This is a genomic window from Gemmatimonadota bacterium (genome assembly GCA_021295815.1).
Taxonomy (GTDB): domain Bacteria; phylum Gemmatimonadota; class Gemmatimonadetes; order Longimicrobiales; family Gaopeijiaceae; genus JAGWBQ01.
In genome coordinates this window covers 108,401-133,852 of sequence record JAGWBQ010000001.1, presented here as the reverse complement: position 1 = coordinate 133,852, position 25,452 = coordinate 108,401, and the positions used below count along the sequence as shown (strand labels likewise).

Here is a 25,452-nt window from a genome sequence, read left to right as displayed (position 1 = left end):
CATATGAGCGACATTACTACCCTTGCGCATGCGGGCGCCCTGACGCAGTTCGCCGAGGCCGAGCCCGACTGGTTGCGTGAGCGTCGCCGAGACGCCTGGGACGTCTTCCAGGGCACTCCCATGCCTACTACCAGGCTCGAGGAGTGGCGTTACACGAACCTGAAGACCAAGCTCGATCTCGACGCTTTGAGCTACGGCGCCAACGGCGTCGGCCCGGCCGACGGAGAAACGACCGCCTGGCCCGAGGCCCTGCGCCGTGCGATTCGGGAGGAGGACGCCTCGGGCAGGGTCGTGATCGTCGACGGGCGAGTCACGCACGTCGAGCTGCGCAGCGAACTCGCCGACCGGGGCGTCGTGCTGAGCTCGCTCAGGGAGGCGGCCACCGAGCACGCGGACCTCGTCGCCGAACACCTGGCGGTGCGCGCGGTCGCGCCCGGCGACGGCAAGTTTCCGGCCTTGAACGCCGCGCTTTGGAGCGACGGGGTCTTTCTGCACGTGCCCCGGGGAGTGGAGTTGGAGGACCCAGTACGGGTCACCCGCTGGTTCAGCCGGGAGGGTGCCGCCAGCTTCGGCCGGACGCTCATCGTGGCCCGGCCCGGCAGTCAGGTCTCCCTGGTGGACGAGCTCCTCTCCGAAAACTTTTCCTCGCAGACGTTCATATCCGACGCCATCGAGCTCTTCGCCGAACAGGACGCAAGGGTCCAATACGTCTCCATTCAACAGCTCGGCAAGGGGGTCTTCTATCAGGCGGCGCAGCGCACTCTGGCCGAAAGGGACTCGACCCTCGACACCCTGAACGTCGCGCTCGGCGGTTCGGTGACCCGGGTCGACCTCAACGCCCGGCTGCTCGGCTCAGGCGCCAACTCGGACATGCTCGGACTCTACTTCGGAGACGCCGACCAGCACTTCGACTTCAACACCAGCCAGGACCACGAGGTAGCCCACACCGCGAGCGATCTGCTCTACAAGGGGGCGTTGGACGGGGCCTCGCGCTCGGTCTTCCGGGGCATCATCCGTGTCCACCCGAAGGCTCAGCGCACCGACGCCTACCAGACCAACCGCAATCTGCTGCTCTCGCCCGACGCTCGTGCCGACTCGCTTCCCAACCTGGAGATCGAGGCGGACGACGTGCGCTGCTCGCACGGTGCGACGGTGGGCGAGCTGGATTCCGAAGCCAAATTCTATCTGATGAGCCGTGGCCTGCCCCAGAGACGGGCGGAACGACTCGTGGTTCTCGGCTTCCTGGGCGAGGTCCTCTCCCGCCTTCCCCTTGGAGGCGTCACCGAGAAGGTCACCCGAGCCATAACGACCAAGCTGCGGCAAGGAGACCATTAGCTCATGGCCAACTGGGTCAGAGTGATTGAAGCGCGCAAAGTCAAGCAGGGAGAGCTGCGCGGCGTGAGCGTCGAGAAGGTGCCCGTCGTGCTGGCGAACGTCGAGGGTAGCATTTATGCGCTGCGGGACGAATGCTCTCACGAGGACTACCCGCTCTCCGACGGTGAAATCGAAGGCGACGAGATCGTCTGCCTCTACCACGGCGCGGCCTTCGAGTGCGCGACCGGCAAGAACACCGCGCTGCCGGCGGTGCGTCCGGTGACCTCCTATCCCGTCGAGGTGCGAGACGGAGAGATCTTCGTCGACGTCGGCTGAGGCGGTGCGTGTGCCCTTGGACCTCGTCGACGCAAGACGGGAGTTCCCCGCGCTCGATCAGGAGATCAACGGCTATCCGTTGACCTATCTGGACAGCGCCGCGACCTCTCAGAAGCCGACGGCGGTCACGGAGGCGCTGGCCCGATACTGGGCGCTCGACAACGCCAACGTGCACCGCGGCATCCACGAGCTCTCCCGACGCGCGACCGACGCCTACGAAGGCGCGCGGATCAAGGTCGCACGCTGGATTGGCGCCGCCGAACCCGCCGAACTGGTGTGGACGAGCGGCACGACCGAGGCCATCAACCTGGTGGCGACCGCGTGGGGGCTCGACAACGTCGGACCGGGCGACGAGATCCTCCTGACCACGCTCGAGCATCACTCCAACATCGTCCCCTGGCAGCTGCTCGCCAGGCGGACCGGGGCTCGGATCCGCTACATCGAGATGGACGGAGCGGGTCGGCTCGCCCTCGACGGCCTGTCCGACCTGCTGACCGAGCGAACCAAGGTGGTCGCGTTCGGCCACGTCTCGAACGCCTTGGGCACGATCAACCCGGTGAGGGAGATCGCCGCGGCGGCCAGGGGGGTAGGTGCGCTCGTCGTGGTCGACGGAGCGCAAGGAGCGGTCCACGCCGAGCTGGATGTGGGAACGCTGGCGGACGCGGGCGTGGACTGCTACGCCTTCAGCGGCCACAAGATGTGCGGTCCGACCGGAATAGGTTGTCTGTGGGCGCGCCGCGAACTGCTCGACACGATGGATCCGTACAAGGGGGGCGGCGAGATGATCGCCGTGGTGAGGCGCGATGCGAGCACCTGGGCCGACCTTCCTCACAAGTTCGAAGCCGGGACCCCCAACATCGCCGGCGCGGTCGGCATGGGTGCGGCGGTCGACTTCCTGGAGGCGATCGGACGTAAGGCGGTGATCGAGCATGAACTCGAGCTCCTGGCCTACGCCCTCGATAGGGTGGGCGAGATCGACGGCGTCACCATCTACGGTCCGCAAGGCGACGACCACTCGGCCATCGTGTCCTTCACGCTCGGGGACGCGCACCCGCACGACATCTCGACCATCCTCGACCTCAGGGGAGTGGCGATCCGGGCGGGCCACCACTGCGCCCAGCTCGCCATGAAGCACTTCGGCGTCGCCGCCACGGCCCGGGCCTCCTTCTACCTCTACAACGACCGCGAAGACGTAGACCGACTCGTCGAAGGACTCCACGAGGTCAAGGAGATCTTCGGATGAGCCCTCCCGGCGGCCGGTCCGCCTCTCATCCCGAGCCGAGACTCTCTTCGCTGTACCAGGCGGTCATCCTCGATCACTACCGTCGACCGCGGAACAAGCGCAAGCTCGCCGAACCCTGCGTCGAGATACACCTCACCAACCCGAGCTGCGGAGACGAGATCAGCCTCCAGTTGCGCCTCGTCGACGGCATCGTGAGCGAAGCCGGCTTCACCGGGCAGGGCTGCTCCATCTCGCAGGCGTCCGCGAGCATGATGACCGGATTGGTCACGGGACTGCCCTTCGACGATGCGCTCCGGATCGCAGGCCGCTTCACCGAGATGATGCACGGCGATTCGTCCGCTGCCAAGGACCGATCCTTGGGAGACCTGCGAGCCCTGAAGGGAGTCAGCAAGTTCCCGGTCCGGATCAAATGCGCGCTTCTGGCGTTCGAGGCGCTGCAGCGGCTGCTCGACCGGATGCCCGCCGCCGAGATCGGATCGGATACCAAACCCTGACGCCCGAACAGCCGGACCATTCACCCCTCATCGCCCTTACCGGGGCGTCGCGTCGTCGCTCGCGCGAAATGTCCACGAGCCGGCAACCGACTAGCAGGAGCCACATGCCGACGAAACACCCTTCCGCCATGCCCTTCGCGACCTATTCCGCCCAGCTTGACGAAGCGCTGGGCATCCCGGTCACCGTCTGGTCGACGGACGAGTGCGTGACCCGCATCGAACTGCGGGCGCGACCGGACGTGGAGCATACACCGCCTGCGGAGCGCCCTCCGGTGCTTGAAGCCGCCCTCAGGCAGATCGCCGAGTACGCCGAGGGTCGCCGGACGCGTTTCGGTTTCGCCTGGCGACTCCCCTCCAGGCTTACGGATTTCCAGCAGGCCGTCTACGAACGGCTCGCGAACGTGGAATTCGGTGAACTCACCACCTATGGCGAGATCGCGAACGCGGTGGACCGACCCGGTTCGGCGCGGGCGGTGGGACAGGCCATGGGCGCCAACCCTCTACCGCTGGTGCTGCCCTGCCACAGGGTGGTGGGCTCCGGGGGGCGGCTGACAGGTTTCGGGAGCGGCGTGCCCAGCAAGGTGAGGCTGCTCGAGCTGGAGGGACGACGCGCCAGCGGAGACACCGCCGGGAGCACGGTCCGTATGGAGAGCCGGAACGAAGCCGGCTAAGCGGCCCTGGGATCGAAGCAGACCTTGATCGCCCCGCTCCTGCGGCGGTCGAACGCGTGACCGAGCGCCTCCTTGTAGCGGGCCAGAGGCAGCACGTGGGTCACGAGATCGCTCACCGGTGAATCGGTGGCCTGCAGGATCTCGATGACGACGTCGAAGGTGTGCACCCTTCCTCCCTTCCACTCCTCGGCGCCGTACCCGACGAAACCGCGGACCCGGATCTCGCGGGCCCACACCAGCGTCAGGTCTATCTTGCGCATCGCGGCCGCGCAACCCAGAACCGCGACCCGCCCGCGGGGACTCGCGAAGCGAAGCGACTGGTCGAGGGTCTGGCGACTTCCTACGCAGTCGAAGATGAGCGGGAATCCGCCCCCTGCGAAGACCTCGGCCCCGACGAGCGGCATGTACGCGCTGGATCCGGTGCCGACCAAGGCCGAGCGCGCCTCATCGCCCGGAGTCACCGTGTCGGACGCGCCGAGACGGCGGGCGAGATCGGCTTCGGGACCGCGCTTCACTTGTGCCACCAGCTCGCCCTCGTAGCCCGCGCCCCTGAGCGCCCAGACCACGCCGAGTCCTATGGGACCGCCGCCGATGACCAAGACCGGTCCGGCACCCAGGGGTCTGGAAGCGAGGACTGCGTGCATGCCTACCGCGAGAGGTTCGATCATGACTGCGGCATCGTCGTCGATCGAGTCCGGGAGCCGGAACAGCTGGCTCGCATGAGCGACCATGGACTCGCTCCAGCCCCCGGGCAGCGAGGCGTGATATCCGATCGTGGTACCGGGTCGCATGGGTGCGCCCCCGATCTCCAGAGCCCCTGGGTCTCCGGCGCGTTCGCAGGTGCAGTGGAATCCCTTCCGGCATGACGGACACCGCTCCGCTTCTTCGAATCCTCGAACCGCGCAAGAGATCATCGGGTCCACGACAACGCGCTCGCCCGGGTCGAGCCCTGAAGCGGGCCCGGCCTCCGCCACCCTGCCGACCACCTCGTGGCCCAGAACCGCGGGGAACGAGCCGAAGGGCTCGAGAATGGGGCTGGCCTTGAGGGCGAGATTGCCAAGATCGGTTCCGCAGATGCCCGCACGGGTCACGTCGATGCGCGCCCAGTCGTCCGCCGGTGGCGCGGGGGCGTCGACCTCGCAGTAGCGCAGCCCGCTCAGAGCCCCGAAGACTGCGGAATTGGTGAGGCGCCCAAGCGCCTTGCTCACCAGGAAGGAGGGAACGGTGATGTTGAAGGTGACGGCTCGCATGGCTAGTCGTCTGCGGGTGGGTGCGCGAGACACCGGGAGGAAGCGAAGCGCGTCCGGCCCACGGGCACGTCGGCCCGACCGGGCGCGGTGTGGGGCGGGGATACCCCGGACATGCGCTTCCGAACCGGCCCCGTCTTCTGGGAAGGTCGGTCGTTACGGGAGACCGCGGAAGAACTCCGTGTCGTAGTCCCGACCACCCACTGACATCTCCTAATCGCTTCCCAGCTCCCCGTCCAGCTCCCGATAAACCTGCGCCACGGCCCTGTCGGCCTGGCTGTCGTACAGCGACCACTCGGCGAGATCCCCGAAATCGACCGTCGCCTGCGCGTTCTCCAGACTGAATCCGTCGTGGTAGAGGCGAGAGACCTCGGCGATCACCTGCGCCACCGCGCCTCGGAACTGCTCCAGTCCCTCGGCCAGGATCGCGGCGTCGTCCACGAATCCGTGGCCCGGCACGATCATCTCCGCTCCCAGAGCCTGTGCCCGTTCGATCATCGCCACCCACTCGCTCGGATAGGCCGAACGCATCGCGGGAAAGACTCCGTGCAGATAGGCCTCGCTCATGAAGAGAATTCTCTCGACGGGAAGGTGCACGACGAGGTCGCCGCCCGTGTGGGCGCGTCCGAGGTGGAGGATCTCGATGGTTCGGCCACCCAATGTCAGTGTTGTCGCCTCCTCCACGAGCCGAGTCGCGAGCGGAATCGGGGGCGTTTCGTCGGGGCGGAGAGGGTCGTTCGCCCTGCGCTCGAGCATTCCCGCCGAGTAGGAATGGGCGATGAACTCGACGCCCTCGGGAAAGGCGGCGTTGCCGGCGGTGTGGTCGCCGTGGTCGGAGCAGACGACCACATGGGTGATCGGCTTGTTGGTGACTTCGGCGATGCGATCCACGAGCCGGGCGGTCTCGTCCACGCTACCCTGCCCGTCGGCCACCAGCACGCCTTCATCGGTAACCACGAAGAAGCTGACGGTGGTGAACCGTTCCTCTCCGGCGGAACGAAGAGCCTCGTAGGAATAGACTCCCGAGGCAAGCTCCTGGACGCGCGGAAAATCCGCCTCGGTGTAGCCGCGCGCCGTCGGATCGGCCGAATGGCGTTCGGCGTACGTCGCCGCCGGATCGGTCACGGCCTCCGGGAGGGCTTCGTCGCCGGGGGCTCCGCATGCGAGAGGGAAGGCGGCGAGCGCCAGGACCGGCTTCCGAAGTGCGGAGTGCATGGCTTCCGCCCCGGATCCGAGAGCGCGTCGAGACTCTCCGACCTTCCGGTACCGGTCCTTCACCTCCTCTCGGAAGCCTTCTCGGTCTCGGCCTGACGCTTGGCCACCTCGGCCTGGAACTCCTCTTCGCTGAGGTAGGTCACGTCCACCCAGGCGTGAGCCATCTCGTCGACCGTGCGATCACCCCAGCCGACCCACTGGGTGGGATCCGGATTGTTGGGGTTATCGGGAGTGTTGTCGTGCCATGCGGTGATGACGACCATGGTTCCGGCGGGCAGGAGCGGCGCGGCGTGGTCCGCGTAGATGTAGTTGACGTGCCACTGCCACTGGAAGTCGTTCACCTGGCTTAGGATCTCGGTGCGACCGTTTGGCAGGACCGCTTCCATGCGCATGGCCTTGCCGCGCATGTGCATGTGGGGCTGGAAATTCTCCAGACGCGCCGGCCAGCGCAGGGTGTGGTATTGCTGCGTGACCGCGATCTCGCCGGGCGGGATGTCCAGGCTGTTGCGGCCCCTGCCGTCGAACATGCGCAGCCGCGTGCGGTTGCGGGGCTCGTCCCCCTTGTCGTAGAACCAGACTCCCAGCTCGACCTGGACGTCCTCCACGATCTCGCCGATGGCGTGCATGTGGAGCTCCCAGGTGATCGTCGAGCCCGGCAGCATGAGCTTGCCCGCACCCTCCGGGAAAACCTCGCCGCGCTTTCCGACCGCCCATTCCATGAAGAGGCCTGGGCCGCCCATGGCTCTGCGCGAGGTGGTGCGGGCCTCGGCCATGGGGTCGTTCGCCTCGTCCTGGCGCAGGTAGGTGAGCACGTGGTGCATCACCTGGCGAGCCTGCTTGCCGACCGGACGGATCTCGATGGCCTTGGCCCAGCGCGCCTCGGTGAGTCCGGTGGGTGTGGCGGGCCGGTACCACTTGTCCTGCGTGACGGCTTCGAGGGTGTACTTCGCGCTCGGAATTACCAGGTCGGGTTCTCCTCCGAAATCGCTCGCCATCTGCCAGGCGTCCGGGTCCGGCAGCGTCGGCGGCTCCGGCAGGTCGGCCTCGTCGCCGAAAGGCATGCCGTTGTCGATCCAACCGACGACGGTCTCGATCTGCTCGTCGGTGAGACCGCGGTCGTTCTTGAACTCCTGGATGCCCACGGTCCGGTCGATGTGCCACGGCGGCATGATGCGCTCGGCGACCCGCTGCCTGATCTGGCGGGAGTACCTTTTCGCGTCCTCGTAGGTGAGCAGCGAGAACGGAGCTATCGAACCTTCCTGGTGGCAGGCCGCGCACTTCTCGTTGACGATGGGAGCGACGTCGCGGGCGTAGGTGATTTCGTCTGCGTCGTCGTTGGTAGGTCCTCCGATCTGGGCGTCGGCGCCGCCGGCCAGCGTCAGAATGGCCAGCGCTGCCGTCGTTATGGTACGGTACATGTTCGCTCCTTGGTTCCGGCGATCAACGGCCGATCGTTACTCTCACGAAGCCGTTGCTCCAACAACATTGTGCGTGACCTGCGCTTCTGACGCCGGACACGTCGTTTGCGCGCACTCGAAGCACGTAGACTCCGGGTGCGTCGAATTCCGCCATCGTCTCCATCCAGCCCCCCTCGACGGGGATCTCCGCCGAAACCGGGTCGAAGGTGACGTTTCCCGGCCCCGAGTGTTCGAACCAGGTGAGGGTGACCGGGACGTCGGACCTGCCGAGCCCTCCCACGCTGCCCGACTGCAACCCGTCGTCGCTCGTCCAGACCCGCATCGTCAGGGGGTCGCCCACGGTTCCGCTCAACTCCGGTCCGAAGATGCCGCCGGGTCCGGCGCCTCGCTCGCCGCCGAATCCGAGCATCGGCGGTCGATTGCCGGTAGTTGCTTCGCCCTCGAGGGCGTCGATCTTCCAGTCGTCATGGAGATGCCCGGGAATGGAGAAGGTGTCCCCTCTGACCTTGATGGTCCAGATGACCTTGCCCTCGTAGTCCGCAGGCACCCGCACGCCGAACACGCCCCAGTGCCGGCCGGGCCGCAGGTGAGTTGGCTGGCCGCCGTCGAGTTCCGCCGGCTCCATGAAGTTGTCGGGGCCGTGTTCGATGTCGAGCGTCTCGGCGCGGTTCCGATTGTAGTAGCCGAAAGACAGGGTCACCGTACCGTCCGGGTTCGGATACCAGCCCTCGTAAACCGGAGTCGCCGTCAGTCCACGATCGCTGATGATGCCGAGCGGGTTCTGGGCGTGAAGGAGACCGGCCACGACAGTTCCAGGAAGCAAGATCCCCGCCAGGAGAAGAACGCCCGTAACGAGGGATCGCGAACTGACCAGTCCGCCCTGCGCGACCACCGATCTGCGGTCAGGATCCCACCTGTCCAGTCTTCCATCGACCCCGAACCTGAACCTTCTTCGGTTGGGAATTTCGATGAATGACGTCATGGTTGCCGCCTTAGCCTCCGGCCTCCTGATCCGACTTCCACGTCTCGTACCGACGTCTGAGGGTGATGACGGGGTTGGCGTCTTCGCCCGGAACGATGTCCTGGTCGGTGGCGGATATGTACATGTGGTAGTCGCCGTCGTTGAACGAAACCCCGTTCGGATCGGACGGAAGAGCTTCTAGAATGTAGGCTACGTGGGACGTCTTCCCCGTGCAGGGTACGTCCGGAACGACGGGTTCGCTCTCGCAGGTGCAGCGGCTGTCTCCACCGGCCCGATCAGCAGCCTCCATCGCCGCCATGACCCGGTCGGCGAGGGTCGGCCCGCCCTCGATCAGCGCCCGCGCGGCGTCGTGTACCACGCTGTCGGCGGCGAGGATGTTGCCTTGGACGGAGTAGTGGACGGCGGTGCCGGGCACCTGGCCCTGCACGTCGAGCGAGGCGGCGCCGTTGCGACTTCCGCTGAAGCCCGCCGATCTGCCCCTCATGTCGACGATGCCGAACTGGCGACGTTCCAGGCCGGGGTCCGCCCTGAGCAGGTCGATGATCTCGGAGGGCGGCGTGCCCGCCTGCATTTGGCGGAAGATGAGCCATTGGTTGCGGCGGGTGTTGTCGACTCCGGCTTGCGCGGCGGCCACGCCGATGCCGGGGACCACGATGGCCTGGACATCCATGAGTCCAAGCGCGGGGAATCCGGCGAAACGGCCTTGGGGCACGCACGTGGCCGAGGCGACCACGACTCTGCCGGTCGCGGCGTCGATGGCGATGACCGACCAGGTCGCCGCGAGCGTCCCAGGCGTGAGGAGGACGGCGCAGAGGACGAGCGCCGCCGAGGCGAGACGCTCTCCGAGAGCACGGCGCATCTTCCGAATCGCCCGAGGCGACCGGCACGCGCCCCCGTTTCCGGCGCAGGTCCGAACTACCGCCATCAGCAGCTCATGCAGTTGTGGTTGTTGCGGGCTCCGAGCCCTTCGAGAAGCGCGATCGTCTCGGGGAACGGCTGTACGCGCTGCTGAGGGCCGTTAGCCATGTCCACCGAGGTCTGCCCGCGTCGGCTGACGAAGGAGACGTCGGCTCCCTTCTCGACCAAATAGCGGATGAGCTCGTTGTGGCCCCGCGCCGCGGCGTGGTGAACGGCGGAGTATCCGTCCTGGTCGCGTACGTTTACGTCGGAGCCGTGCACTTCGACCAGGTAGCGCACTGCGGGAAGCCAGCCGTCGGGGACGTGGCGATGGGAATTGCCCGCGCGGGCAACCCCGTAGCCCACGCCGCTGGCCGCGTGGATGGGATGGACCGCCGGTCCGCCGTTGGGCGTCGGGGGCAGCCCGGAAGGATCGACCTGCTCGCCTCCACCTCCGTACCTGCGCCGGCTAGGAGTCTTGCGTGTGGGAATGTGCGGATCGGCTCCCCACGCCGCCAGGAGCTCCATCGCCGGAATGTCGGTGGCGTAGGCCGCGCGCCAGAAGGCCGTCGCGCCATCGAACTTCACACCCAGGATGTCGAAGTTGTAGGAGGTGTACCAGACGTGGCGGCCTGTCCGCTGATTCACGTCGGCGCCGGCTTCGAGCAGAAGCTCCATCAGATCCAGATAGGACGTGACCTGCTGCTTGAAGGCGGTGGGCTGCGGATAGAACGCCTTCGGAGCCCAGCGGTTGTTCAAGGCCGCGAATAGAGGAGCGACTCCGTCCTCGCTCACCAGGTTGGGGTCGGCCCCGGATTCGAGGAAACGGGCGGCCAGATCGTAATTTCCGTTCACGATCGCCGTCAGAATCGGCGTGGTGCCGTCGCCGGAAGGGTGGTCGACGTCGGCTCCCGCCTCGAGCAGGGCCTGCGAGGCCTCCACGTGGCCCTCGCGAGCCGCGAAGTGGAGCGCGGTCAGACCGCCCTCTCGTCCGACCAGGTCGTTGTAGGAGAGCGGACGTTCCGTCTGAGCGGTGCCCGTCCTCGAGCCTCCGGTCGTTCCACCGGTGCTCTGGGTGGCGCCGCCGGGAATGCGGTCCGATCCCTGCTGATTCCGGGAATCCTCGTCGTCTTCGTCCTCGTTGGGCTGGTCCTCGTCTTCCTCCTCATCGTCCGCCGCCTCCTCCGCCGGGTCGTCCTCGTCGTCTCCATCCTCGTCGGCCGCATCCTCCTCCTCGGCCGGCTCCTCCGGCTCGCCGTCCGCTTCGCCCGACCCGGTCGCTTCGGGCTCGGGTTCGACCTCATCCTCCGCCGGGGTCTCGCCGGTGAGCTGTCGCCTGCGCTCTTCGGCCGCCTTGGCCGCTTCGCGCGAGGCCACCGCGAGCTCCTGCCGGCTCCGGCGGTCGGCGCCGTCGAGAGATGAGATGAGCTGGTAGTCGATCATCTCGGTGGCGAGCTCGACATCGGCTCCCGCAGCGATGAGGTGACGCATCGCACCTACCCGGTTGGCGGCGGCGGCCCAGTGGAGCGGAGACTGGCCGAAACCGTTCTCGACCGCGTCCACTTCCACCCCGGCGGCGAGAATGTGCGCCACGCCGTCCGCGTTCCCGGCCCGTGCTGCCAGGTGCAGCGGGGTCACTCCGGTCGAGGTTCGCGCTGCAGGATCCGCCCCGGCTTCGAGCAGGATTTGGGTAACGGCCGCGTTTCCGTTCCGGGCGGCGAGATGAAGCGGGGTGTTGTCCCCCAGCCGGGTGGCCACCCCAGTGACGGCCCCGGCGTAGAGCAGCACCTCGGTCATCTCCACGTCACCTCGCATAGAGGCCCAGTGGAGCGCGGTCATCCCGTCTCCCTGCGCGGCGTTGACGTCCGCTCCCCGGCGAAGCAGTTCCCTGACCTCGGAGAGATCTCCCTTGGAGGCGGCGTCGGCGACAGGGGAATCCACCCACGCGGTTGTTGCGGTCATGGTGAGCACGGCCGCCATGACGATGTGAAGACGCTTGTTCACGAGCTGCCCTCCCGGATCAGACGCTGAAGGAGAAGTGACCGTCGCTGTTGCCGAAGCTGTCGATGTCTTCCGCTCCCAACATGTGCAGCATCGAAAGCATGACGTTGGCCATCGGGGTGCCGTCCGCCGCCTTCAGGTGCGCTCCGCCCATCGGAAGCTGACCGTTGGCGCCGCCGATCAGGAAGAGCGGGCAGCGCTTGTGGTTGTGGAGGTTGGAGTCGCCCATCGGCGAGCCGTAGGCGATCAGAGTCTGCTCGAGGAGGTTCGAGTCGCCGACGGGTGTGTCCTTGAGCTTCTGAAGGAAGTACGGCAGCAGCGAGACGTGGTACCTGTTGATCTCGGCGAACTGGGTAACCCGCTCGGGCTGCCCTCCGTGGTGCGACGCGTTGTGGAAGCCGACGTCGATCCCGCTGCCCGGGTAGACGCGGCCCGAGGCGTCCCGTCCCATCTTGAAGGTGAAGACCCTGGTCATGTCCGACTCGAAGGCGAGCACCTGAATGTCGAACATAAGCTTGACGTGCTCCTCGAAGTCGTCGGGCACGCCGGCGGGGGCTCCGGCCAACTGCCGGGTCTCGCCGCTCCGGTTGCGGGTCTCGATCCTCTGGATGCGCCCCTCGATCTCGCGAATGTTGTCGAGATAGCGGTCGATGCGCCGCCGATCCTCTGGCCCGAGCTGCCTCTTGAGCGATGTCGCTTCGGTCGCGATCCAGTCGAGGATGCTGCGATCCGTCCGCCTGCGCAGAGCCCGGTCCTCGGGGGTGGTGCCCGCGCCGAAGAGCTGGTCGAAGGCGATGCGGGGGTCGCGGATCATGGGCAGAGGTTCGGTGGGAGACGCCCAGCTTATGGTGTCGGTATAGACGCACGCGTAGCCGTAGGCGCATCCGCCCGCCTGATCGACGTTCTCGATACAGAGCTGCATGGACGGGATGGGGGTCTGGTCTCCGAGCCGCTGCGCGTAGAGCTGGTCCATCGACGTTCCCACCTGAACATCGGAGCCCTCGGTCTGGCGCGGGTGCTCCTGTGTCAGGAAGACGGCGCTGGAGCGGAAGTGGTCGCCGCCGATCTCGCGCGGCGTCTTCGCCTCGGCGTTCTCCACATCGGTGTTGGAGATGACGGTCAGGTAGTCCCTGAAACCTTCGAGCGGCTGGAGGCTCGTCGGACCGAGATCGAAATTCCGACCGGTTGCGGCCGGATTCCAGAGGTTCCGGGTGGCCCCCCACTCGTTGACGCCCGCAGCGCCGTGCACCATCTCGATGCCGACGAACCGGGTCTTGCCGAGCTCGCCGCTCAAGCTGGCCCATGCGCCCCGGGCGGGCACCATGGCGTCGAGGAGGGGGAGGGCAACCGAGGCTCCCACGCCCCGCAGGAAGGTGCGGCGCGGGATGTGGATGTTGGAGAGGTGCTTCATGTCATTTTCGAGAGTGAGGATGCGTGGGTCCCGATCCGGTCTTCGTTCAGTATTCGTCTTCGTGATCGTCGGTATGGTCTTCGGCCACGGCCAGCCTGAACGCCGGACTGCGGATGATGCCGATGATGTAGTCGGTGACCCGGTGGTCGTTGGCTTTCGCGGCCCGCTCTATCTGCCGGACGGTAGGCATGTCGAAGTATTCGACCCGTCGTCCGAGCGCATAGGCCATGAGGTTGCGGGTGAAGGTGCGCACGTAGACCGAAGGGCGAGCGAGGATCGCGTTCCGCAGATCGACGGGCGAGGCGAGGGGAGTCCCGTCGTAGAGCATGCCGGTCGCGTCGATCGGCATTCCGTGCTCCTTGATGCGCCAGGCTCCGGTCACGTCGAAGTTGTCGAGGGCGAGTCCGATGGGGTCGATGACGTTGTGGCACGACGTGCACGACGGGTTGGCGCGGTGCTGCTCCATGCGCAGCCGGGTGGAGAGCTCCTGACCGTCGGTGGCGGCGTCGGTCTCCTCGAATGCGGGAACGTCGGGCGGAGGCGGCGGAGGCGGGCTCCCGAGGAGGACCTCCAGCACCCACTTGCCACGCAGGACGGGCGAGGTTCGGTCCGCGTGCGAGGTCATCATGAGCACCGAGCCGTGACCCGTGACGCCGTGTCGGTTCGGGTCTTCGACCGGCACCCGGCGGAAGTGCGATCCGACGACATCGGGGAAGCCGTAGTGATCGGCGAGCCGCTCGTTCACGAAGGTGTAGTCCGCCGTGATCACGTCGAATATGCTCCGGTCCTCGGTCACGATGTGGTGGAAGAGGAGCTCGGTCTCGCGCTCCATCGCCTCCGCGAGGGTGTGATCGTAGTACGGGTAGAGCTGGGCGTCGGGGTGGATCTTCTCAAGGTCCTGGAGCCGGAACCACTGAGCCGCGAAGCGTGTGGCCAGCGCTTCGGCCCTGGGGTCGGCCAGCATGCGCCGAGCCTGCGCCTCGAGTTCGTCGGGTTCCGAAAGCTTCCCTCTCGCGGCCGCGTCGATGAGCACGTCGTCGGGAGGCGAACCCCAGAGGAAGAACGAGAGTCGGGACGCGATGTCGTAAGGTGCGATCGGGTACTTTTCGCCGGGAGCCACTCCCGCAGGCACCTCTTCGATGCGGAAAGTGAAGTGGGGCGAAGCCAGAATCGCCTGGAGGGCGGTGCGAACGCCGACCTCGAAACCGCCTTCCTCCCGGCCCTGATCGTAGAAGACCATCAGAGCGGACGTCTCCCCGTCTTCCAGAGGTCTGCGGTAGGCGCGACGGGCCAGGTTCCCGATTATGCGTTCGGCGCAGGGACGCTCCTCCTCCAGCGAGGTGGGGCGACAGGTGAAGATGCGACGGCGGGCCGGCGTCTCCGAGACGCCCGTGACCCGGAAAGGACCGGAGATGGTGAGGTCGCGGAGGTGCGGAACGGTGGTGATGCCGTAGGCGGTGCCGATCTGCGAGTCCGCGAGGGTGTAGTCGACCGGCGTCAGAAGATCGACGACCGGCCCTTCGAAGCGCTGCACGAACGCCGCCGACACCCTATGGGGACCGGCGCGCACGTGAATCGGCGGGGTCTCCAGGCGCAGACCGGTGGGATCGGCTTCGGACATCCAGCGATCGAGATCGAAGAGGGCGACCCGTTCGCCGTTGATCGAGACCTCGAGCTGTTCGCCGTCGCCGGCGGTCAGGCCGTAGAGATTGCCCGTGGGCTCGGGATGCAGGTCGAGCTCGAATACGTAGTCGCCGTCGGCGGGGAAGTTGTGCACGACCGAGGTGCCGCCTCTGGTGCCGAGCGGCGCGCCTTCGACGTGGCCGACCTGGGAGAGGGTTTTCGCCACCTTGTAGACCGACGAGGCCGGGGTGGCGTCCGGGTCTCCGACCGCCGCCCTGGCCACGAAGGCCGCCGCCCTCAGGTAGCCCTCCATCAGCGTCGCCGAGAGCAACTGCATGTCGGCGATGTTGTCGAAGTTCTCCGAGAGGGTCTCGGTGGGGAGGAAGGCGGAGGCGTCGATATCGAGTCCGAAGAGCTCGTTCACCGCAGCTTCGTACTCGGCGCGAACCAGACGTTGGAAGGTCCGACGTCCCGGGTTGGGGTTGCTGCGGGCGATCGCGTCGAGGGTGTTCTCGAGTTGGTCGGCGAGCAGGACCAGGGTGTCTTCGCTCGGCTGGCGCGCACTCCGCGGGGGCATCATTCCGGCACGGAGCTTGTGGATCATCTTCTCAGCCAGCTCGCCGGCGAGTTCGGGGCGCGCGACGTCGAACTCCTCGAGCGACATGTTGCCGAGAAGCCTTCGATCGCTGTGGCAGCGAACGCAGTACGACCGAACGACCTCGTTCAGAGCCTCGTCGACGGAAGGCGGCGTCGAGAAATGCGCCGCCGGGGACGACGACCCGGTCGGAACGGCTTCAGCGGGCGTCGTCACGACGCCGGCCGAACCCTGCGGACCGAGGCCCGGCTCGTCGGACACGCCGCGGACGACTGCCCCGGTCTGCGGCGCACCGTCCGGGGTGGCCGCCACCACGGTCGGATCGAGAGAGTCTCGCAGGCTCGCGCCGCTACCGAGGTGGCTCGACTGCCCGAGGAGAACCAGGAAAATCCCCAGCGCCAAGGCGAGCGGGAGGTATCTTTTCATGTACGGTCAAGGCCCGAGGCTGTAATTAAAGGCGTTTCAGGAGAGACACCTGCGGGGCTGGTTAGTGCTGAGTTCAGCCCTGAACGCCCCAAGCAACGATAGGATATGATCGCTGGAAGCGCAAGCGACGACCGTGGGCGATCACCTCACAACCGAGTCGACCCCGAAGGGAGCGATTTGAACGTCGACGGCGTTCGTGACCACGAAATGCACCGTGTCCACCACCAGCGGCCGGAGCGGGACGTGGACACCGTCGGCGACTATGGCGATCAGCCTGTGCTCGCCCGGGCCGACCTCCTCGAAGGTGAACTGCGAGCTGGCGTCGCCCATGTGGACGATGCTTCCCGGCACGGTGGGCACCGGCACGGTGACGTCATCGACATCGGCGTCGAGATAGAGATGGTGATGGCCGGTTCCCGAGGTGGTGTCGCCGGCCGGAACGATCGAGACGCCGGTGACGGTCATGGTAACCGTCAACGGTCCGGGATCGACCGTGTCGCCCTCGGCGGGCGAGGTGATGGTCACGGTGGCAGGCGCCGATTCCTCCACGACGTCGCCCATCGGCTCCCCCTCGTCGGCGTCGGATGCGCAGGCGGCGGCGAAGAACACGAGGGCGGCGAGGGCCGGGAAGGGGCTGGGGGCTTGGTTCATCATGGTGAGGTCGATGTTGATCGGGTCAGGGGCCGAGGATGCGTTCGGCGGATAAGATGCCGCAGTCGCCGCCGGAGACCGCGGCTGCGCCTCGGCCTCGGGATATTGGGCCCACGAAAACTTACGACACTTCCCTTACCTGCGCGAGCAGCTCGTCGCCCGTCTCGCACTCGATGATCGCAGTCGCTACCGCCTCTCGAAGCGCATGTCGAAGACGCGGCTGACGCTCAGACGGAGACCCGAGACCTCGCCGTCCGCGTCCCGACGAAAGCGCAGCGTCCCCCCGGGCATTTGGAAGGCGTCCTCATAGACCGGATTGAGCGCCGTTACGTTGCCGGGTCGTCGCGTGAGAACGAGTCGTCCGTCCTCGACCGAGAACGTGAAGACCGTCTCGGCCTCGTCGCTTTCGTGGACGCCGGCGAATCCGGCCAGCTCTTCGGCGCTCGGAAGCCACTCATCGACCGGCTCGAACCGCTCGTCGGTATACTCCCAGGAGTCGACCACGAGGGTCGGTCTGCCGGAATCCGCAGGCATGAAGACGTAGTGGCGCGCCCCGCCTCCCACGCTGAACCGTCCTTCCGCGACCGGAACCAGCTCCACGGGCCCTTCCCGCAGGACGCCGGCCGATACCCTCAGCCTCTTGGGCGTGCCGGTGTTCGGGTTGCGGTAGAGTCCCGAGTATTCGGCGAGAGATTCCTGGCTCATGTCGATCGCCGTCGCCCGCTGCGCGTTCGCCGCGGTCCCGCCCAGAACGACTCTCGCCACCGCGCTGCCGGTTCCTCCGGTGGGAGCGTTGGCGGCGTTGCAGAGCATGGCCACGGTCAGGTCGTGGTCGGGATAGCGACCGAGGAAGGCTCGGTAACCGGCCGTGGAACCCGTGTGGGTCACGGAAGCCGCGCCGCCCAGCTCGCCGTGCACGATCCCGCTGGCGTAGGGGATCCGCGAGCCGTCCGTCAGAGTCCCGCGCTCGTGCATGGCCTCGACGAAGGGTGCTCCGCCCAGCCCTTCCCCAGTTGCGAGCGCGTGGGTCCAGGCGATGAGATCGCCGACCGTGGTGAGGATGCCGCCGTTGCCGTGCACATGCTCGATGGGATGGTTGATGAGCCACCCGCCGCCGGCGGGCCTGTAGCCCGTGCTTCTTCCGGGAACCGGCCTCCGATAGTCGTCCCGCCACTGGGTGCTGCCGAGGCCGAGGGGCTCGAAGATCCTCTCTCGGGAGAAATCGGCGAACGACCGACCCGAAACGCGGGCGACGATGACGGCAGCCAGGTTGTAGCCGGAGTTCGAGTAGGAGTACTGGGTCCCCGGCGAGAAATTGAGGGCGGTCTGGCGGGACATGATGTCGAGCGCCCAGTCGTGATCGTGGCTGCGCCGCTCCCGACCCCAGCCCGAGATCGCCGCGACCGACCCCCAGTCGCGCAGCCCGCTGGTGTGTGTGAGGAGGTGACGGATGGTGACGGTCTCGCCGTAGTCCGGGAGCTCGGGCACGTGATCGCGCACGTCGCCGTCCAGCGAGAGCTCTCCCTCGAGAGCGAGCAGCACGATGGCCGCTGCTGTGAACTGCTTGGATACCGATCCGCCCTCGAAGACGGTGGAGGGGGTGTTGGCGATGGCGTATTCCAGATTCGCCATGCCGTAGGCGCGCTCGAAGACGCTTAGCGGACCGCTGCCGATTCCGATGGTGCCGACACCGACCGCACAGCCCGCGCCCGAGGTGTTGTCCCAGCGCGAGAAGATCGAGTCTATCGCGGCGGTTTGGGAGTCATCGAGCTCAAGGGACGGGCCGCCTTCCTGAAGGGCTGACGCGTCGGCGGATACGAGTAGGAGAAGACAGCCCGTCCAAGCGGAGGCGAGCGGTCGGCTCCGCAAGCTACCTGTTGCCTTCGGCTTGCGGCCTGTACACGATGACCTTCTTTCTGTCCCCAAGGTCGAATGACAGGGAACCCGTCTCGGAGTCGACGGTGACTTCGACGGACTCGGCGGCGAGGATCTCCGTCAGGTCCTTGACCAGAAACTCGCGCGTCACCCGTGCTCGATGAGACGGACCGGATACCGTACCGGATACCGTAATGGTTGAACCGTCCTCGGCGAACGCCATACTCACCGAGCCGACGTTCTTTCGGTCGATCATCTCGCGGGCCTCGGCGATTGCGATCTCGCGGGCCTCGGCGATTGCGAGAGGTTCGATCTCGAGAGCATCGGGCTCGGGCCGCAGCTCGACCAACTGCACGTAGTCCGCCTCGCCCTCCGCGAACCCCATGATCAGCGTCGGGATCGCCACGAGCATCACGATCCCTCCCAGGGCGGAAGCCCCGACAACCGCGAGGGTGCGCTGGTCTTCGATTCGCTGTCTGAACCTTCTCATTTCACATCCTCCCGGGAAACGTTGTTCGACACGTGGGATCTTTCCTGTTCATACGCGCGCAGCGTTTGATCGTTCCGGGCGCGTCGCGTCGGACGGGCTCGCCAAGCGGAGTCGAACGTGTGTGGCGCTCCGGTCAGGTGATCGGCTGCGTAGGCTCCCCGAGGTGCACATCGAGCCAGGCGGTCCAGCGCGCCCAGAGATCGAGAATGGTCTCGCGGGTGGCTGGTCCGTGGCCCTCGAACGGGTAGAGGTACATCGCGGCGTCCTTGCCCAGACCGTTGAGAGCGTGGAAGAGCCTCGGCGAGTGGTCGGGAGCCGTGCCCACGTTCTGGTCGTTCAGGCCGTGGTACATGAGCAGGGCGCCGGTCAGGTTGTTCGCGTAGACGAAAGGCGACATGCCGAGGTAGACCTCGCGCGCATCCCAGAAATGTCTGCGTTCGCTCTGAAAGCCCAAGGGGGTGAAGGTGCGGTTGTAGTTGCCGTCCCCTGCGATCCCGGCCTTGAAGAAGGGCGTATGCACCATGGCGTTGACGGTGCCGAAGGCGCCGTAGGAGTGGCCGCCGAGCCCCAGGCGCTGCCTGTCGATATAGCCGCGCCGGTCCAACTCGTCGATCACTGCGGCGAGGTTGTTGCGCAGGTCGTGCTCGTAGTTGTTGTTCATCCGACCCGCCTCTCCCACGATGGGAGCGTCGGGCTCGACCACGACGTATCCCAGCCGCACCAGGTACTCCATCGAACGGGTCCCGAAGCCCGGGAAGCTGTTCTTGTCGAAGGTGCGTCCGCGCTCGTCGTAGCTCTCCTGATCCTCGTACTCGCGAGGATAGAACCAGAACATGGCGGGTCTGCGCTCGCCCTCGCGGTAATCCGGGGGCAGGGTGACGTTGACCAGGAAGCGGAATCCATCTGGCCTCTCTACCGTGAAACGTTCGCGGGGCGCCATGGTGACGTCGGGCGTGTAATCGACGTTGTTCGTGAGCCGGACCGCATCCCCGTCCGCTCCGACCAGGAAAGACTGCCCGATCTCGGTGGGCGATGAACGGTTGACGATCATGGTCGGCATGTCGGCGTCGAGCACCACGCTCAGCCGCTCGGACACGTCCTCGTTGCTTCCTTCGTAGATGCGCTCCTTGTCGCCGGTGGCGATGACCACGCGGTCGAGGAAGGCCTTCGGTCCCTCCTCCAGCGGATCTTCGTGGTACTGGGTGCCGGCGAAGAAGACCGAGCCGCCGTCCGAGGAGAGCAGGACGTTGGCCGAGCCGCCGCCGCCGCCGAATCTGGCGAAAGCCGCGACTCTTCCCGTCTCCATGACGAGCGAGCCCGGGTTGGCGTAGAAGTCGTCGGAATCGTATTCGACGAGGGTGTGTTCGGTGTCCGGGTCGGCCAGATCGACCGCGTATTCGCGCACCTTGCCGCCTCGGGCGGCTCCACCTCCGAAGCCGCCGCCGCCACCGCCGGGACGCTGGGTGAGGAAGAGCCAGTCGTGGTCGGGAGAGAAGCGATGGCTGGAGATCCGGTTGCTGGACTCGAAGACCGTGCTCATGCTCGCGTCGTCGAAGGGAGGGCTCCAGAGCATGACCCGATCCATTCGGCGGTTCGGACCCGAGTCCTCCTCGTCGTCCTCGGTGTCGGCGGCCGTGTCGTCCGCGTCGTCTTCCTCGTCGGGAGCGGGCTCCATTTGCAGGAAGGTCAGGCCGGCCCCGTCCGCCCGCCACGCAAGCTGGCGACGGTCGGGCTCTTCCTCTTCGCCGGCCACTCCGGGCGCGGCGGGCGCGCCCCTGAGCCCGGTGTTCAGCTCGGTGACGTCCAGTTCGACAAGTACGGCGCCGTTGCGGTCCCACACCTCTTCCACTCGTCCGAACGACGTGACCGGAACGATGTAGCTGAACGGACGCCGCATGGTCGTCACCCTGGCGTGCCTCCCGTCGGGCGAGAAGTCGAAGGAGCGGATCATCGCCGGTTCGCCGACGGTCGTCGCGGTCCGGCTCTCGACGTCTATCACCGCAAGCTGGCCGGTGACGTGCCATTCGAGGAGCTGCTCGTCGTGCGGCGTCGCCATGAGCGAAGCGTAGGTGCGCAGCACGTTGTCGCCCTCCTCGGTCTGCTTTACCTGTGGTCCGGCGGGCACCTGCGGGGCCAGGGGGCGTGGCGAACGGTCCTCCGGGATGAGAACGGTCGCGATCTCGCCGCCCGAGCCGGTCCACTCGAAGGAGGTCACGAAGGTCGCGAGCACCGGAGTCCGGGTGACGCGCCGAGAGTCGCCGCTTTCGGCGTCGGCGACGTGAATGTGGGTCGCGTCCGGCTCGTGCACGAAGAAGGCCACCTGCGAGCCGTCCGGAGACCAGCTTGCGTTCGAGACCCGCGCGCCGTTCGGAACTTCCACCTCGGTCGTCGAGCCGTCGTCCGCGGCTATGAGTCTGATCCCGACCGAATTCCGAATCGTGAGGTTGCGGTTGCGATTCGCACGGAAGTCGAAGAACTGGCCGCCGAGCTCGTCGAACGGGAGCGAGAAACGGTCCATGGTCACCGGACCGTCGGACAGCTGGACCAGGAAGCGCGTCTTGTCGGGCGAGATGTTGGAGAGGGTCACGTTCAGGTGACGCGGAGCGAGCACGGCGTCGGCGATCACGTCGGGGGGCGCGACCCAGTCCTTCGCCGCGAGCACCGCCTGGGGGCCGTCGGTCGCGTCTTGGACGTCGGCGTCCTGGGCATGGAGCGCGACGGGAGCCGCGACGGCGGCGAGAAGAACCGCAAGCGTGGCGCGGATGAGCGTGAAGCGAAGAGCGCGGATAGTGTCGGGCATGGCGGGACGGTGTGGGAGTGGAAGCTTCCGTAAACTTGGCGAGCCGTCGAGCGGGACGCAACCGGGAGAAGGGCATGCGGGGGAAGTTGCGACCGGATCACAGGGTGAGCGGTGGCCGGGAGACGGTACGCCGGGGGCGCCGCAGGGCTTCGAGCGGACCGGGGCGAATGACCGCGAGGAACGGGGGTGACACGATGCCAACCGCGAAAACCGAGAGCGGAGCCGACCCCATGACCGATGCCAACGAACCCCGCCCAGGCGGCGAGGTCGTCGTGTATATGGAAAGGTCACCGCGAAAACAGGACGACTCGATCTCGTCCCGCGGTGTTGCCGCCGCCCGCCGGGCTAGCGTTCGAGGCCAGCGGCCGCGGCGAGGACCCGGCGCAGGAGCGCCCGCTCGATGACCGCGGTCGGGGACGCCGCGTCGGTGAGCGAGTCGACTCGGACGCGCAGCGCGGCGATGGTGTCGGCCTCGGCGGTCCCCGACGCGGCCCCCTCCCCGGTGCCGCCCACAACTCCGAGCAGGAACCGCACGAGCCGCTCGTCGGGATCGAACGGGCGGCCCTGTCCGAGCGATTCCGGCCACAGCAGGGCGGTCTCCAGGTGAGCGCGCGCGGCGGTGCGGTTCCCGGCGTCGAGTTCGTCCATGGCGGCGCCGACATGCGCGAACTCGTACAGGCGGTGGGCCTCGCCGGAGTTCTCCGAGGGAAGGACTTGGGTGTTCTCGAGGATCCGGACAGCCTCGCGGTGGGCATCCGCTTGGATAAGCCCCCGCACGTGGAGGAGAACGAGGTTGAAGTCGTCCGGGAAGAGTTCCCGGCCTCGGTCCGACACCTCGAGCGCCTCTTCCCATCGTCCCGCTCCCTGCAGGTGCCGGAGAAGCGATACGCGGAGGAGACGGCTGTCGGGGTCCACCGCGACGGCGCGCCGGAAATCGGGCCCCGGGTCGCCGCCCATCGCCTCCGCGAGGTGCGCCCGCGCCGCGTAGGCGGGTCCGTAGTCGGGCTCGTCGCCGAGGGTAGCGAACACTTGGGCCGCCTCGGCGTCGCGGTCGAGCGCCCACAGGTTGAGGCCGAGCAGATAGCGCCAACTCCAGTGTACGTGTTCGCCGGAGGCCCAGCGCAGGACCGGCAGGGTCTCGGGGCGGTAGGGGAAGGCGAGGTGGGGATCGGCCTCCGTCCCCAGGGCGTCCGCGTCATCCGCCAGGAAGGCGAGCCACGCCGAGGCCACGGGGCCGCCGCCCACGTCGTCCGCCAGTTCCAGCAGGCGGGCGGCATCGCCGGTCCGCCCCCGGTTGGCATAGCCGATGGCCAGTTCCAGCAGCGTCTGCCCCGGAAACTCGCTCCGCATTGACGCGACGAGACGCTCCGCTGCTTCTCCGGCGGGGGTGTCTTCACCCGTGTCCTCCTCGCCCGCAGAGCCTACGGACCGTGCCGCCAGGTACCGCTCGGCGAGCACGAAATGGTTCAGCGGGTCGAGTTCGAGCACTTCCGCCAGGACCCGCGCCCAGCCCGTCTCGTCCCCGGCCAGGCGCGCCGTGACCGCAAGCGCCTCGCGGGCCGGGATGCTCCCCGCGTCGTGGTCGAGCGCCAGCCCGGCGTGGCGGCGGGCCTCGGCCGGAGCCCCGTCTTCGAACGCCAGCTCCGCCATCCGGATGCGCGCCGCAGCCCGGAAGGCCACCGACCGAGCGGCCCAGCCGAACGAGTCGAACGCGTCGGTGCGCCGCCGCAAGGCCGAATACAAGTTGCCGGCGAGAAAGTTGGCCTCCGGATCGTAGGTGTCGAGCTGGAGTGCGCGCCGCGCGTGGGCGACGCCCTCTTCGTAGCGGGCCGACCTGAGCGCCAGCCCGCCCAAGCCCAGCAGGGCCTCCCGGTTCCACGGTTCGGCCGCCAGCGCCCGTTCGTAGAGCGTCCGCGCTTCCGCGTAGCGGCGGCCCCGCGCCAGCTCCCGTGCCTCGAACACGAGGCGGTCCGTCTCCGGGAGGGCGTCCCACGCCTCCGGATCGATCGCGAACGGCCGGGACACCGATGGCTCCCCGCCGAACCCGCACACGCCATCAAGACCGGGGTCCGTGTTCGAGCAGCCTTCCAGCCCGAGTCCGGGGAGCGCGACCCGCCAAGGACGCTCGGGTGCGACGTCGAAATCGACGGTCACCGGTTCGAGCGCTTCCAGCGCCACCGGCCGCGTAGCGACCCGCTCGCCGCCGGACCACGCCATCACGGTGTCGGCCGCAGTCCCGAACGCCTGTACCACAACCCGCAGTCGACCGCCTTCCCGTTCAACATGCATGGCACCGTGGGGAGAAGCGTCGGTGAGGCCGCCCGTCCCTTCCAGCGGGAACCAGGTTTCCGTCCAGCGGCTGGCCGAGAGGGGATCGAACCCGCCCTGCGATATGGGGTTGCGATCCGTTCCCGGCGAATACTGCACGTGCAGCCGCCCCGCCTGGAACTCCACGTACTGTCCGTCCGTGTCCGTGAGCAGCTCCTCCCAGATGCCGCCCGCCCGGGAGAGCGCCCACAGCCACATCTTGCGCCCGGGCATCTCCTCGTGGCGGGCCCAGTGCCCCCAGCCGTAGCCGTCGTCGTGGTAGTAGCCGCCGAAGAAGTCGTTCAACGCGCCCACGACGTGGTAGGACTTGTGTCCCCCGAACGCGTTGTTGCGGTAGAGGGGAAGGAAGCGTCCCTGCTCGTCCTCGGGCCACGGGCGCGCGCGCCCGGAGTGCTCCAGATAGGCGTTGCCCGGCACGAAGAGTTCCAGATCGTCCCGGGCGAAGGCCGCAGCCGTCATCCAGTTGTAGTAGGGCTGCTCCAGCGGGGTCGGGTTGTGCCAAAGGACGCGCGTCTCGAAGGCCGCCCGGTCCGCCGGAAGGCGGATCTCGACGCGCCACGGCGTCCGCGACGGGAGGTCCATGGCGCCGACGATCGCGCTCACGCTCCCATCCGCGTTCTCTCTTGTCAGGTAGTCGACGGGGGTGGCGGTGGCCGGCGTGTGTCCGATGACGCCGAAGTTGAACTCGATCCCGCCCGAGGTCCACGGACCGCGCAGCGCGATATCCCGGAACTTCATCACCTCGTTCCGATAGATGAACTCGTGGCCGGTCGCCTTCACGACGGCCCCCCACACCTTGCCGCCCACCTCCGGAAGGACGAAGACCTCAATGAGGTCGTTCTCCATTTTCACGACCTTCCACTCCCGGGGCTCCGACGTCGCGGCGTAGCCCTCGAACGTGTGGTAGGGGTACAGCCGGCGGTCGGTGGCAAGCACCGGGACGGGATTCGGATCCGAGAACGGATACGTGTCGAGGACTCGAGTCTCCTCCGAGATGCGCGCGCGAGGTTCGGGGCCGGCGCAGGCGGCGGCCGCGGCGACGCACAGGATGGACGAGCTCATCAGGCGTTGGCCGAACGCCGACTGTCGCGGTCTGCGGAGAGGGATCGGCGGCACCCGAATCTAATCCGGGGCGACGGTCCGGAAGGTGACGTGATCGATGCCGAGCGCGGGCGTTCGCTCTTCGAGACGCATGACGATCACTTCCTGGAGACCCCGGTCGAGATCCTCAAGTTCTCGCATGTGGTCTGTGGCAGGTAGCTCGTTCGTTCTCGGGTGGTCGGCTCATCAACGATGTTACCACAAGCCGATGACGATTGGCAAGATCCTTCCAAGCGGAGGTCGAATACCCTTAGCTGGTTCAGGTGGCTCCGTCGGACGCTGGAGCTACGAATAGCGCACCGCCGGCATCGCCCCGGAGCGGGGATTCGATCGC

At 67.3% G+C, this 25,452-nt stretch carries 18 protein-coding genes; 5 read left to right on the top strand and 13 right to left on the bottom strand.

What is annotated here, in order from left to right; genetic code table 11:
- Positions 1-3: 3 nt before the first annotated feature.
- From sufD to J4G12_00470, 5 genes are all read left to right on the top strand, one after another.
- Entirely contained in the window at positions 4-1,335 is a 1,332-nt protein-coding gene (gene sufD / locus J4G12_00490) for a Fe-S cluster assembly protein SufD (GenBank protein ID MCE2454286.1), read from the top strand.
- 3 nt (positions 1,336-1,338) lie between these two features.
- Positions 1,339-1,650, top strand: a complete 312-nt coding sequence (locus J4G12_00485; protein MCE2454285.1) for a non-heme iron oxygenase ferredoxin subunit — start codon at positions 1,339-1,341, stop codon at positions 1,648-1,650.
- Positions 1,651-1,666: 16 nt separating this feature from the next.
- Positions 1,667-2,893, top strand: coding sequence for a cysteine desulfurase (locus J4G12_00480; GenBank protein MCE2454284.1), 1,227 nt, complete (start codon positions 1,667-1,669; stop codon positions 2,891-2,893).
- Positions 2,890-3,387, top strand: coding sequence for an SUF system NifU family Fe-S cluster assembly protein (locus J4G12_00475; GenBank protein ID MCE2454283.1), 498 nt, complete (start codon positions 2,890-2,892; stop codon positions 3,385-3,387). Before J4G12_00480 ends, J4G12_00475 begins: the two co-directional genes overlap by 4 nt.
- Positions 3,388-3,491: 104 nt before the next feature.
- Positions 3,492-4,058 (top strand): methylated-DNA--[protein]-cysteine S-methyltransferase, encoded by a 567-nt coding sequence (locus tag J4G12_00470; protein MCE2454282.1) that lies wholly within the window; start codon positions 3,492-3,494, stop codon positions 4,056-4,058.
- Here J4G12_00470 and J4G12_00465 read toward each other — a convergent pair.
- From J4G12_00465 to J4G12_00405, 13 genes are all read right to left on the bottom strand, one after another.
- The gene (locus J4G12_00465) at positions 4,055-5,308 is read right to left on the bottom strand and encodes an alcohol dehydrogenase catalytic domain-containing protein (GenBank protein ID MCE2454281.1); all 1,254 of its coding nucleotides are present in this window, start codon (positions 5,306-5,308) and stop codon (positions 4,055-4,057) included. The two genes, J4G12_00470 and J4G12_00465, sit on opposite strands and share 4 nt — an antisense overlap.
- Before the next feature lie 210 nt (positions 5,309-5,518).
- Positions 5,519-6,520 carry an MBL fold metallo-hydrolase gene (locus J4G12_00460; GenBank protein ID MCE2454280.1) on the bottom strand — a complete coding sequence of 334 codons (1,002 nt, stop codon included), beginning with the start codon at positions 6,518-6,520 and terminating at the stop codon, positions 5,519-5,521.
- Positions 6,521-6,579: 59 nt separating this feature from the next.
- Entirely contained in the window at positions 6,580-7,938 is a 1,359-nt protein-coding gene (locus J4G12_00455; protein MCE2454279.1) for a hypothetical protein, read from the bottom strand.
- Positions 7,939-7,960: 22 nt separating this feature from the next.
- Positions 7,961-8,920, bottom strand: a complete 960-nt coding sequence (locus J4G12_00450; GenBank protein ID MCE2454278.1) for a hypothetical protein — start codon at positions 8,918-8,920, stop codon at positions 7,961-7,963.
- Between the two features lie 10 nt (positions 8,921-8,930).
- The gene (locus J4G12_00445; protein ID MCE2454277.1) at positions 8,931-9,779 is read right to left on the bottom strand and encodes a DUF1028 domain-containing protein; all 849 of its coding nucleotides are present in this window, start codon (positions 9,777-9,779) and stop codon (positions 8,931-8,933) included.
- Between the two features lie 65 nt (positions 9,780-9,844).
- Positions 9,845-11,821 carry an ankyrin repeat domain-containing protein gene (locus tag J4G12_00440; protein MCE2454276.1) on the bottom strand — a complete coding sequence of 659 codons (1,977 nt, stop codon included), beginning with the start codon at positions 11,819-11,821 and terminating at the stop codon, positions 9,845-9,847.
- Positions 11,822-11,837: 16 nt separating this feature from the next.
- Positions 11,838-13,229, bottom strand: coding sequence for a DUF1552 domain-containing protein (locus tag J4G12_00435; protein MCE2454275.1), 1,392 nt, complete (start codon positions 13,227-13,229; stop codon positions 11,838-11,840).
- 46 nt (positions 13,230-13,275) lie between these two features.
- Complete coding sequence (locus tag J4G12_00430; GenBank protein MCE2454274.1) at positions 13,276-15,873, bottom strand: DUF1592 domain-containing protein; 2,598 nt, start codon at positions 15,871-15,873, stop codon at positions 13,276-13,278.
- A 141-nt stretch (positions 15,874-16,014) separates the two neighbouring features.
- Entirely contained in the window at positions 16,015-16,527 is a 513-nt protein-coding gene (locus J4G12_00425; GenBank protein ID MCE2454273.1) for a DUF4399 domain-containing protein, read from the bottom strand.
- Positions 16,528-16,710: 183 nt separating this feature from the next.
- On the bottom strand, positions 16,711-18,393 hold the full coding sequence (locus J4G12_00420; protein MCE2454272.1) for a serine hydrolase: 1,683 nt from the start codon (positions 18,391-18,393) through the stop codon (positions 16,711-16,713).
- Position 18,394: 1 nt separating this feature from the next.
- Complete coding sequence (locus J4G12_00415; protein MCE2454271.1) at positions 18,395-18,889, bottom strand: hypothetical protein; 495 nt, start codon at positions 18,887-18,889, stop codon at positions 18,395-18,397.
- A gap of 133 nt (positions 18,890-19,022) precedes the next feature.
- On the bottom strand, positions 19,023-21,689 hold the full coding sequence (locus J4G12_00410; protein ID MCE2454270.1) for a prolyl oligopeptidase family serine peptidase: 2,667 nt from the start codon (positions 21,687-21,689) through the stop codon (positions 19,023-19,025).
- 345 nt (positions 21,690-22,034) lie between these two features.
- Positions 22,035-25,079: a DUF5107 domain-containing protein gene (locus J4G12_00405; GenBank protein MCE2454269.1), complete on the bottom strand. Its 3,045-nt coding sequence runs from the start codon at positions 25,077-25,079 to the stop codon at positions 22,035-22,037.
- Positions 25,080-25,452 lie beyond the last annotated feature (373 nt).